The sequence below is a fragment of the Pseudomonas sp. K2I15 genome, from assembly GCF_002204795.1.
Taxonomy (GTDB): Bacteria; Pseudomonadota; Gammaproteobacteria; order Pseudomonadales; family Pseudomonadaceae; genus Aquipseudomonas.
The window spans coordinates 1-11840 of record NZ_NIXO01000098.1 but is presented as its reverse complement, the minus strand read 5'-3'; the positions used below and the strand labels follow the sequence as shown (position 1 = coordinate 11840).

The 11840-nt window shown below is 59.5% G+C and carries 9 protein-coding genes; 4 read left to right on the top strand and 5 right to left on the bottom strand.

Annotated elements, in window-relative coordinates; genetic code table 11:
* Nucleotides 1–952 precede the first annotated feature (952 nt).
* Entirely contained in the window at nt 953–1915 is a 963-nt protein-coding gene (locus CEC48_RS29550) for a zinc-binding dehydrogenase (RefSeq protein ID WP_088427048.1), read from the bottom strand.
* A 138-nt stretch (nt 1916–2053) separates the two neighbouring features.
* Here CEC48_RS29550 and CEC48_RS29545 point away from each other — a divergent pair, with 138 nt between their 5' ends.
* Together CEC48_RS29545 and CEC48_RS29540 are read left to right on the top strand one after the other, a co-directional pair.
* Nucleotides 2054–4135 (top strand): carboxy terminal-processing peptidase, encoded by a 2082-nt coding sequence (locus CEC48_RS29545; RefSeq protein ID WP_176438804.1) that lies wholly within the window; start codon nt 2054–2056, stop codon nt 4133–4135.
* Between the two features lie 112 nt (nt 4136–4247).
* Entirely contained in the window at nt 4248–6020 is a 1773-nt protein-coding gene (locus tag CEC48_RS29540) for a bifunctional diguanylate cyclase/phosphodiesterase (protein ID WP_088427049.1), read from the top strand.
* 9 nt (nt 6021–6029) lie between these two features.
* Here CEC48_RS29540 and CEC48_RS29535 read toward each other — a convergent pair whose 3' ends face one another.
* The 4 genes from CEC48_RS29535 to CEC48_RS29520 all read right to left on the bottom strand — a co-directional run bounded on the left by CEC48_RS29535 (nt 6030) and on the right by CEC48_RS29520 (nt 8330).
* Entirely contained in the window at nt 6030–6401 is a 372-nt protein-coding gene (locus CEC48_RS29535) for a hypothetical protein (protein WP_088427046.1), read from the bottom strand.
* The gene (locus CEC48_RS29530) at nt 6398–6736 is read right to left on the bottom strand and encodes a helix-turn-helix transcriptional regulator (protein WP_088427045.1); all 339 of its coding nucleotides are present in this window, start codon (nt 6734–6736) and stop codon (nt 6398–6400) included. Before CEC48_RS29530 ends, CEC48_RS29535 begins: the two co-directional genes overlap by 4 nt.
* A 97-nt stretch (nt 6737–6833) precedes the next feature.
* On the bottom strand, nt 6834–7289 hold the full coding sequence (locus CEC48_RS29525) for a YkvA family protein (RefSeq protein ID WP_088427044.1): 456 nt from the start codon (nt 7287–7289) through the stop codon (nt 6834–6836).
* Nucleotides 7290–7610: 321 nt separating this feature from the next.
* Nucleotides 7611–8330: an FKBP-type peptidyl-prolyl cis-trans isomerase gene (locus CEC48_RS29520; protein ID WP_088427043.1), complete on the bottom strand. Its 720-nt coding sequence runs from the start codon at nt 8328–8330 to the stop codon at nt 7611–7613.
* A 246-nt stretch (nt 8331–8576) separates the two neighbouring features.
* Here CEC48_RS29520 and CEC48_RS29515 point away from each other — a divergent pair, with 246 nt between their 5' ends.
* Together CEC48_RS29515 and CEC48_RS29510 are read left to right on the top strand one after the other, a co-directional pair.
* A complete protein-coding gene (locus tag CEC48_RS29515) occupies nt 8577–10388 on the top strand; it encodes a di-heme-cytochrome C peroxidase (protein ID WP_088427042.1) in 1812 nt (603 codons plus the stop codon).
* A gap of 31 nt (nt 10389–10419) precedes the next feature.
* Nucleotides 10420–11550 (top strand): catalase family protein, encoded by a 1131-nt coding sequence (locus CEC48_RS29510; RefSeq protein ID WP_088427041.1) that lies wholly within the window; start codon nt 10420–10422, stop codon nt 11548–11550.
* The last annotated feature ends 290 nt before the right edge of the window (nt 11551–11840 follow it).

Sequence of the window (11840 nt, the reverse complement as noted above, 5' to 3'; positions counted from 1 at the left end):
GCTGGAAGGTAAGGCGGCGCGGGCGCATGTCTCAACAGCTCGTGTGCTTAAGGCTGCCAAGTCGGATAAACGGACTTGAACATGACTTTAAACGGGGTTTTAAACCAAGACCTTGAAAGGCATGGCTCTTACAGCGGCTCACTTTTGAAAAGCGCAAAAGTAAGCAAAACGCTCCGCCCCGCCTGTCGGCGCCTCGCTTAGGCTCGGCGTTCCCTCACTCCGGCACCGCGAAGCGGGCCGCCGCGACGGCCCGTCCCTGGCCCGTCGCGGCTAAACCGGCGTCCTGCCGGTTTACCCGCTCCTCAATACCTGCGTTCGGCCTCGGGCTGAATGGGGCAGTCAGATCAAGATCAAAAGCAGATCAAGAACACAGCGGCCTACCGGCCGGCTTGAGTGTTAGAAGCAAGGTCAAGGGCAAGGTCCAGAGCGAAAGCAGAGCTGCTTTTCTGTGGGAGCGGGCTTGCTCGCGAAAAACCTGAGGGCGCCGCGTTCATCCAGAAAACACGCGTTATCGTTAACGACCTTCGCGAGCAAGCCCGCTCCCACATTTGAACCGTGCCCGCTTTAGCTTTTGATTTTGCTTCACCACACTCAAGCCGGCCGGTAGGCCGCTGTGCTCTTGCTTTTGATCTTGATCTTGATCTTGATCTTGGGCGCCCCGTTAAACCACGCTGGCCGAACGCAGGTAGTACGGAGCGGGTAAACCGGCAGGACGCCGGTTTAGCCGCGACGGGGCAGGGACGCCCCGTCGCGGCGGCCCGCGTAGTACTACCGGAGCTGAGGGCACACCGAGCCACAGCGAGGTGCCGAGTGGTGGGGCAAGAGCGTTTTGCTTACTTTTGCGCTGTTCAAAAGTGAGCCGCTGTAAGAGCGGAACCCATATCAGCCATCACCCAAATAACGGATATACACCCAGCCCAACTCAACCCCAACACAAATGATGCATCTGAAATCAGGTCAGACTCTCGTCGATCACCAACACCAGCTTCCCGGAAATCTGATTGGTCGCCAGTTCCGCAAACGCAGCCTCGGCATCCTTGATAGGAAATGTCTTGGCCAGTTGCGGACTCAAACGGCCTTCGGCAAACAACGGCCATACATGCTGGCTCAAGTCACTGAACAGGTCAGCCTTGAACTGATCATCCCGGCTACGCAACGTCGATCCCAACACCTGCACACGCTTGGCCAACACCTGCGCCAAGTCGAGCTGCGCCTCACGGCCACCCATCAACCCAATCAACACCCAACGCCCATCACGAGCTGCCAGTTTCAGGTTCAGCGCCGCGTAGTTGCCACCCACCGGGTCAAGAATCACATCAAACGGGCCAAAATCACTCAAGCCCTCGATGCCGTCGGTACGTACCACACCCCCCTGGGCCCCCAGCGCCTCACAGTACGCCAGGCGATCCGCCGAACCCACGCTGACCCAGCACGGGCTGCCAAACGCCTTACACAGCTGGATCGCCGCCGAACCCACGCCACTGGCGCCGGCATGCAACAACACCTTCTCGCCAGGCTTGAGGCCCGCCAACTGGAACAAATTCAGCCACGCAGTGCTGTACACCTCGGGCAATCCCGCCGCTTCCACCAGGGACACACCTTCCGGCACCGGCAGCACATGACGGGCATCCACCACCACTTCTTCCGCCATCCCGCCGCCCGCCAGCAGCGCGCAAACCCGATCCCCCACTTGCCACGACGAGCCAGCGCCAACTTCGCTGATCACCCCTGAACACTCCAGGCCCAGCACCTGGCTGGCGCCCGGAGGCGGCGGATAAAGCCCTGAACGCTGTAATAAATCAGCCCGATTCAGGCCCGCAGCCGCCACACGAATGCGTACTTGGCCTACATCACATGTAGGACTTGGCTCTTCAACCCACTCCACATGACCTTCAACGCCTTGCAATGCTTTCACAGTGCCTCCATAGTGAGTCTGGACTGAGCCCGCTGCTGTAGCGCCGGGCTTTTTGCATTATGCGACCGGCCCATATGGAACCGGCGACTTCAAAGACGGCCTAATATGCGTTATCAATTGCCCCCGCGTCGAATCAGCATGAAGCATTTGTTCCCCAGCACCGCCCTCGCTCTTTTTATAGGTATCGGCCTTTTGCCGCTATCGAGCAATACGTTCGCAGCCAACAGCTGGGACAACCTTCAGCCTGATCGCGATGAGGTGATTGCGAGCCTTAACGTCGTTGAATTGCTCAAGCGCCATCATTACAGCAAGCCGCCGCTGGACGACGCTCGCTCGGTGATCATTTACGACAGCTACCTCAAGCTGTTGGATCCCTCGCGCAGCTATTTCCTGGCCAGCGACATCACCGAGTTCGACAAGTGGAAGACGCAGTTCGACGACTTCCTCAAGAGCGGCGACCTGCAGCCCGGCTTCACCATCTACAAGCGTTACCTGGACCGCGTCAAAGCGCGTCTGGACTTCGCCATTGGTGAGCTGAACAAGGGCGTCGACAAGCTCGACTTCACCCAGAAAGAGACCTTGCTGGTTGATCGCAAGGACGCTCCTTGGCTGACCACCGAAGCCGAGCTGGACGACCTGTGGCGCAAACGCGTCAAGGATGAGGTCCTGCGCTTGAAGATTGCCGGCAAAGAGCCGAAGGCCATTCAAGAGCTGTTGACCAAGCGCTACAAGAATCAACTGGCACGTCTGGATCAGACCCGTGCCGAAGATATCTTCCAGGCCTACATCAACACCTTCGCGATGTCCTACGACCCGCACACCAATTATCTGTCGCCAGATAACGCGGAAAATTTCGATATCAACATGAGTCTGTCGCTGGAAGGCATCGGTGCCGTCCTGCAAAGCGATAACGACCAGGTGAAAATCGTGCGTCTGGTGCCGGCAGGTCCGGCCGACAAGACCAAGCAGGTCGCTCCGGCCGACAAGATCATCGGTGTGGCCCAGGCCGACAAAGAGATGGTCGACGTGGTCGGCTGGCGCCTGGACGAAGTGGTCAAACTGATCCGCGGGCCGAAAGGCAGCGTGGTGCGCCTGGAAGTGATTCCGCACACCAACGCCCCGAACGACCAGACCAGCAAAATCGTTTCGATTACTCGTGAAGCGGTAAAACTGGAAGACCAGGCCGTCAAGAAGTCGATCCTGAACCTCAAGCAGGACGGCAAGGACTACAAGCTGGGCGTGATTGAAATCCCGGCCTTCTACCTGGACTTCAAGGCGTTCCGCGCGGGCGACCCGGACTACAAGAGCACCACCCGCGACGTCAAGAAACTGCTGACCGAGCTGCAAAAAGACAAAGTTGACGGCGTGGTCATTGACCTGCGCAACAACGGCGGCGGTTCCCTGCAGGAAGCCACCGAGCTGACCAGCCTGTTTATCGACAAGGGTCCGACCGTGCTGGTGCGTAACGCTGACGGCCGTGTCGACGTGCTGGAAGACGAGAACCCGGGCGCCTTCTACAAAGGGCCAATGGCGTTGCTGGTCAACCGCCTCTCGGCGTCCGCTTCGGAGATTTTCGCCGGCGCGATGCAGGACTACCACCGCGCGTTGATCATCGGCGGCCAGACCTTCGGCAAAGGCACCGTGCAGACCATCCAGCCGCTGAACCATGGCGAGCTGAAACTGACCCTGGCCAAGTTCTACCGGGTTTCCGGGCAGAGCACCCAGCATCAGGGCGTACTGCCGGATATCGACTTCCCGTCGATCATCGACACCAAGGAAATCGGCGAGAGCGCCCTGCCAGAGGCCATGCCGTGGGACACCATCCGTCCTGCGATCAAGCCCGCGGTAGACCCGTTCAAACCATACGTGGCGCAGTTGAAAGCTGATCACGAAGCCCGCTCCGCCAAGGATGCCGAGTTCATCTTCATCCGCGACAAGTTGGCCCTGGCCAAGAAGTTGATGGAAGAGAAAACCGTCAGCCTGAACGAAGCCGACCGCCGTGCGCAGCACACCGACATCGAGAATCAGCAACTGGTGTTGGAGAACGCCCGCCGCAAGGCCAAAGGCGAAGCTCCACTCAAAGAGCTGAAGAAAGAAGACGAAGACGCGATCGCCGCCGAGCCTGATAAAACCAAGCCGGAAGATGATGCCTACCTGAGCGAGACCGGGCGGATCCTGCTGGACTACTTGAAAATCAGCAAAACGGTGGCCAAGCAGTAAATGATGGCGATTTAATCTGATCACTCCCAGGAGTGTCATCAAATAGACATCATTCTGTCGTGAAATGAAGGGCCTGCCAAAGCAGGTCCTTTTTTTTCGACCAGAGAAAATCATGACCATGACCGAACAGCTGAATGCATTGGGCTCAATCCTGGCTCAAGGCAGTTTGCACAGTCTGTTCCAACCGATCATTTCCCTGTCCGAACGACGTATCGTCGGTTACGAAGCCCTCAGCCGCGGCCCGTCCAATAGCCCGCTGCACTCCCCCATCGCGCTGTTCTCCGTGGCTCGTCACGCCGGGCGCCTCAGCGAGCTGGAGATGGTCTGCCGCGAAAGTGCCTGCCGGCGGTTCAGCGACCAGAAACTGCCGGGCAAGCTGTTCCTCAACGTCTCGCCTGAATCCCTGCTGGAAACCGCCCACCAGCCTGGCCGTACCCTGCAACTGCTCAGCGACTTCGGCATCCCGCCCAGCCAGGTGGTGATCGAACTGACCGAACAAACCCCGACTGACGATTTTCAACTGCTGCAAACCGCACTGCATCATTACCGCGCCATGGGGTTTTCGATTGCCCTGGATGACCTGGGTGCCGGCTATTCCAGTCTGCGGCTGTGGTCGGAATTGCGCCCGGACTACGTGAAGATCGATCGGCATTTTATCGACGGTATCCACCAGGACGCCCTCAAGCGCGAGTTTGTCGGCTCCATCCTGCAAATCGCCAAGGCGTCCCGGGCTCAGGTCATCGCCGAAGGCATCGAATTGCCGGAAGAGTTGGCAGTGCTCACCGAGATGGGCGTTGACCTGGTGCAGGGCTACCTGCTCTGCCGCCCTCAAGAACACCCGCCGCAGGAAGCGCGGTTGATGCTGCCCAAGCCCGACAACGCCAACATCGCGCTGAACGACGAAGGCAGCGACCTCAGCGCCCTACTCAAAGAACAACCGGCTGTGGGCCAGAACACCGCCACGGCGCAGGTGCTGGAAGCCTTCCGCCGCCAGGCCAACCTCAATTCCCTGGCGGTGCTGGATGAGCGCGGCCATCCGATTGGCATCGTGCACCGGCACTCGTTGTCGGACGCGCTGCTCAAGCCGTTCGCCACCGACTTGTTCGCCCGCAAACCCATCAGCCGGTTGATGAGTGATGACTTCCTCGCCGTGGAACTGAGCCAGTCCTTGCAGCAAGTCAGTCGCCTGCTTACCAGCCGCGCACGCCAGCGGATCGAGGAAGATTTCATCATCACCCTCAATGGCGATTATCTGGGGCTGGGCCGGGTGATCGATGTGCTCAAGCTGATTACCGAGCTGAAAATCCAGCAGGCGCGTTATGCCAACCCGCTGACCTTGTTACCGGGCAACGTGCCGATCCAGCAGTGCCTGACAAGGCTGTTGCAGCAACAGCGTGAGTCGGTGATCTGCTACGTGGATATCGACAGCTTCAAGCCGTTCAACGATATCTACGGCTATGGCCGGGGCGATGAAGTGCTGTTGTGCCTGGCGCAATGCCTGAACGATCGGGTAGACCCCAGCCGCGACTTTGTCGGGCATATCGGCGGTGATGATTTTTTACTGGTGCTGGGGCCGCAGGATTGGCGCAAGCGGCTTAACCAGTTGCTGGACGACTTCCACACCCAATGCCGGCGCTTCTATCGCAGCGAGCACTTGGACGCGGGTTGTTTTGTCGCGCTGAACCGCCAAGGTGTGCGCCAGGAGTTTGCGTTACTGTCACTGTCCATCGGCGTGGTGCATTTATATCCACAGGCCTGTGGACAACTCGATGCCAGCCAGTTGGCGGAACTGGCATCGCAAGCCAAACACCACGCGAAGAACGTGGCGGGCTATAGCATTCATGTGATCGACAGTCTGCAGCTGCAAGAACCGCAACCCCTCTGACACCGAGCGCTAGGCTTCGGCAGACTCGGGATAATCGTACTCAAACACCCGCACCACTTCCGAGGCGTGCCACGACGCCGCGGCCACGCCATCGGACGGCCCGCAGAAGCGCCCAAGACGCTCCACACATTCAAAAAAGCCGGTACGTGGCAGGCGGCTCGCGCCCTGGCTGATCACCAGGGAACTGCGCAGCGGCTGGTCAGCCTTGGCATCCAGCGCCGCCAGGTGTTCCAGCGCGGCGGTCAGGGTTTGCATGGCCGGCGTGGGAAATTGCAGGCGCTCCAGCAACGCGCGGTAGGTCAAGAGGTGGCGCTGTCGGCGCGCCTGGTTGAGTTCGTTGATTAACCCATCCCAATGTTGACGGCTGATGCGTACGCTCACGTTTCGTCCCTCCAACCTGCAACGCCCAGCTCCCAAGCCAGACTGCGGCGGATGGCAGCGTCTGGCTGGCGTTCACCACTTTCGATCAAGCCCAGGTAAGACGGGCTGATGCCCACTGTGCGCGCCAACGTCTCGATGGCCAGGCCCTTGGCCTCGCGCAGGCTTCGCAGCTGCTCCAGGGGGCGCAGATCCGGTTCGGCAGTGGTTTGGCTAATGGTCGAAGCAGGGGGTGTTGGCTGTTGCTGTCCGGCGGCTTTTAACAGCGCCTGGTACTGAGCCCATGGCAGAACCGCGTATTCGGGTTCGCCATCCTTTGTAATTATCTGAATATCCATGACTGCCCCGTAGGATCACAACACTTACTTTGTAAGTACTTTCCTTAGGAGTGTAATCCTAACAGCCACAAAGAGCGCAGGGGGATATTCGCAAGGTTCAGTTTTTTTGCGGATTTTCCAGCGCAAGCAACTGAGGCGTCGCCGGAAGGCGCTCAACCACCGCGAGCTTCTCGGGGACCTGACGCTCACGCCAGGCGCGAAAAGCGCTCAGTTCGCCGTCCAGGGTCTTCATGACCCACGCCAGCACGGCAATGTCGTCGAGCATGCCGAACACCGGGATAAAGTCCGGGATCGCGTCAATCGGGCTGAGGAAGTACATCAGCCCCGCCACCACCGAAATCAGCGCCTTGGGGCTGATGGCCCGGTACTCGCCGCGCCAGTAGGCCAGGCACAAGGCCTGGAGCAACTTGAGGTCGTCCTTGAGCTTGCCCAGCCGGTTGCCCTGGTTGGAGCCTTTGGCGGCGACCGCGAACAGCAGCGTAGGCAAGCGCCCGCGGCCCAGCAGGCGTGCGGCCATGGGCAGGAAGCGGGTGAAATTAAACGGGGCTTTCATCGTCACTCCAGTTCCAGGCGACAGAAAAGGTTATCCACACAAATTGTGGATAACCTTGTGAACAGAGCCTATTTTCCAGGCTGAAAGCCACGTAATACAAGGCCTACAGTCAGATCGGGCGTTTTTTGCGCACATAAAAAAAACCCAAGAATTCATTGACTTGGAGATAATCTGCGTCTACCCGTACTTGGGTCTTTTATCAGACTGCTCTAGACCGCGTGGGTTCGGTTGAATGTGGGCGGGTTTCAAATGGAAAAGTTATGCACAGGCCAGAAACAACAACGCCCCGTCGAGACGGGGCGTTGTGTGTTCAGGCGCTAATTACTTGGCAGCGTCTGCTTCAGGTTTTGCCGGGTCCTTGATGGCCAGCAGTTCCAGGTCGAATACCAGCACGGAGTTGGCTGGAATCGCCGGGCTCGGGCTCTGGGCACCGTAGGCCAGGTCGGACGGGATGTACAACTCGACCTTCTCGCCAACGTGCATCAGTTGCAGGCCTTCGACCCAACCAGGAATCACGCCGCTGACCGGCAGGTCAATCGGGCTGCCGCGATCCACGGAGCTGTCAAAGGTGGTGCCGTTGGTGAGCTTGCCGGTGTAGTGAACAGTCACGACATCGGTAGGCTTGGGTTGAGCACCGTCCGCTTTCTTCACGATCTTGTATTGCAGACCGGAAGCGGTGGTGACAACGCCGTCTTTCTTGGCGTTTTCTTCGAGGAATTTCTTGCCGGCGGTTGCCGACTCTTCACTCATCTTGGTCATACGCTCTTCAGCACGCTTTTGCAGTGCCGCGAACGCTTCAACCAATTCGTCGTCTTTCAGCTTCTGTTCTTTCTTGCCGACGGCATCTTCGATGCCTTGGGCTACCGCTTTGGAGTCCAGGTCATCCATGCCTTCTTGAGCAAGGCTTTTGCCCATGTTCAGGCCGATACCGTAGGAAGCTTTTTGCGCCGGGGTTTTCAGCTCTACGCTGGTTTGCGAATCACAACCCGCAAGTACCAGGCTAACCAGGGCCACCGCCGCCGCCAACCGATGCTGTTTCATGCTATTTCCTTGTTCGTGTGCCAAAAGGGCATTCGAGTAAAGTCGCGAGCTTATCAGGCGGCCACGACCAATGGCTACCGGCATGTGAGCAGGAAACTTCTGATAAGTTCACGTGTTTAAAAGCATTTTCATTCAATCTACGGCCCTGCAACGGACAGCAGGAGCGCTGGAACGAGACTCATGGCCACTTGCCGCACTGCTGGCCTGATGGCATAAGAACGCTAGAACTCGACAAGGATAGTTATCTTGCGCATTTTTTCCCGTGTTTTGCTGATGATTTTCATACTGCTGGGCCTGGTCCTGGCGGTGGTGCTCTATTACGTGGTCAACCCGAAGCTGCCGGTTTACGTGCCGGTGGAACAGGTGCACTACCAGGATCAATGGAGCGCCGCAGATCGCCAGACGTATTACTTCACACCCCAGGGCACCCAGGTCAAGGGCCTGCGCTATGACTGGTTCACGGCGCTGGAACTGCCGTTCTCCGAGCAGCGTTTCGCTACGCCCGAATACCTGGCGCGCTTCGGTTTCCTGGTAGACCCCAAACAGGTGCCCACCGCGCAGAACCCCGGCAACCTGCCGGTGGGTTTCGCCCGGCATAAAAACGCCGGCAGCAATGATGAGTTCCTCGACATCACCTGCGCTGCCTGCCACACCGGCCAGTTGAACTTCAAAGGCCAGGGCCTGCGGGTCGACGGTGGCCCGGCGCAACATGTGTTGCCGTCCAGCGTACCGACCCTGCGCGGCGGCAGCTTCGGCCAGGCAATGGTGGCCAGCCTTGCCTCGACCTACTACAACCCGTGGAAATTCGAGCGCTTTGCCCGCACCGTCCTGGGCCACGACTACGACGACCAGAACGCCGCGCAACTGCGCCAGGACTTCAAAAAGTCCCTGAACAACTTCCTCAAAGTCGCCTGGAACGACACCCACCGCGGCCTCTACCCCACCGAAGAAGGCCCGGGCCGCACCGACGCCTTTGGCCGCATCGCCAACGCGAGCTTCGGCGACGCCATTTCCCCGGACAACTACCGCATCGCCAACGCCCCGGTGGACTACCCGCAACTGTGGGACATCTGGACCTTCGACTGGGTGCAATGGAACGGCTCGGCCCAACAACCCATGGCACGCAATATCGGCGAAGCCTTGGGTGTAGGTGCAACCCTGAACTTCTTCGACAGCGCCGGCCAGCCGCTCAAGGGCGCCGCGCGCTACGCCTCCAGTGTGCGGGTTCGCGACCTGAACACCATCGAAGAAACCCTGCAACGGCTCAAGCCGCCGACCTGGCCGGAAGACCTGTTCGGCGCCATCGACAAACCACTGGCCGCCCAAGGCCGCGCATTGTTCGCCGAAAACTGCGCCGGCTGCCACGTACCGACGGTTTCCCTGGTCGATGGCCGCCCGGTGCGACAGCTGAAAATGCTCCCGGTGGAGGTGATCGGCACCGACCCCAATACTGCCAACAATATCGCTGACCACCGCTTCGACCTCAGCGCCCTGCAATGGGACCCGGCGGAGCTGGCAAAAATGAACGTCCAATTGCACCCCACCCCCACCGAACCGCTGGACCTACGCAGCCTCTCTTCAGCTAAAGGCCTGGCCTACATCACCGCCTTTGTCGAAGACCACGCCTACCGTGCCGCCGGCGTGACACCTGCCGAACGCCCGAGCCTGGACGGCTTCGGCCTGCCCATCGGCGTGCGCGAACTGCGCGCCTATAAGGCCCGGCCACTGGCCGGGGTGTGGGCAACGCCGCCGTTCCTGCACAACGGTTCGGTGCCGACGATCTACCAATTGCTTTCGCCCCAGGATGAGCGCAGCCCGACCTTCTATAAAGGCACCTTCGAGTACGACCCGCGCCACCTGGGCTATCAAACCGCAGCGTTCCCCAACGCCTTCCTGTTCGATACGCGCATCACCGGCAACCACAACAGTGGCCACGAGTTCCGTGCCGGCCAGCGTGGCAATGGGGTGATTGGCCGAGGCTTGCTGCCCCAGGAACGCTGGGCGCTGCTGGAATATTTGAAAGTGCTGGGCGGCCCGCTGGAACAGCAACTGCCCTGACCCAACCGACTTCGCAGAAAAGGATTTTTAAATGCTCGCTCGACTTTGGCTGCGCCTCGGCGCATTTCTCGGCAAGACCTTGTTGTGGCTGGTGGGCCTGGGGCTGCTGGGCTGGTTGTTGTCCACGCTGTGGTTCGCCTGGCAGCACAGCGGCCCGGTTTCACCGGATGAACAGATTCCGCCAGGGGAATCGGCCATGACCCAGGGCATCATCCAGACCGCAGTGCGCATCGTCGATCAACACCGCGAAGGCACGCGCTATTTGCGGGATGCGCATGCCAAGGCCCATGGTTGTGTGAAGGCCGAGGTCAGCGTGCTGCCGGATCTCGACCCGGCGCTGCGCCAGGGTGTATTCGCCGAGCCGGGCAAGACCTGGCAGGCGATGATGCGGCTGTCCAACGGCAATGCGTATCCGCAGTTCGACAGTATCCGGGATGCCCGGGGCATGGCGATCAAGTTGCTGAATGTGCCGGGCAAGCAGTTGCTGGCGGATCAGCAGGCGCGGGGTGAGCAGGATTTTGTGATGTTCAGTCATCCGAACTTTTTTGTCAGTGACGTGGCGGAGTATGCGCAGAACGTTTCGGCCCAGGCTGATGGCAAGCAGGTCATGGCGTTTTTCCCTGGGGTGGATCCGCGCAGTTGGCAGGTGCGGCATCTGTTTATCGCGTTGGCGACGTTGGCGCCGCCGCCGGTGAGTCCTACGCAGACGACCTACTTTTCGGTGTCGCCGTATAAGTTTGGGGCGGCGAATGCGAAGTTTCGGGTGGCGCCGGATCCGCTGGGTTGTCCTGCGTATGTGCTGCCTAAACAGAATCAGGATCTGCCGAACTTTTTGCGCAGTGCGTTGAATCAGCAGCTGTCGACTGACCGGGTGGCGGCGTGTTTTGTGCTGCAGATTCAGCGGCAGAATCCGCAGAAGTTTATGCCGATCGAGGACACCAGCGTTGAATGGAAAGAGAGTGATGTGCCGTTTGAGACGGTGGCCAAGGTGGTGATTCCGGCGCAGGATTTTGATACGCCGGCGTTGAATCTGGCGTGTGATAACCAGTCGTTTAATCCGTGGTTCGGGGTGGAGGCGCATCGGCCGATTGGGGGGATTAATCGGTTGCGTAAGGCGGTGTATGAGGCGGTCAGTGATTACCGGCATAGTCGGAATTTGTAGCGCCCCGGTATGGGGGGCATATCCGTTATTTGGGTGATGGCTGATATGGGTTCCGCTCTTACAGCGGCTCACTTTTGAAAAGCGCAAAAGTAAGCAAAACGCTCTTGCCCCACCACTCGGCACCTCGCTTAGGCTCGGTGTGCCCTCAGCTCCGGTAGTACTACGCGGGCCGCCGCGACGGGGCGTCCCTGCCCCGTCGCGGCTAAACCGGCGTCCTGCCGGTTTACCCGCTCCGTACTACCTGCGTTCGGCCAGCGTGGTTTAACGGGGCGCCTAAGATCAAGATCAAA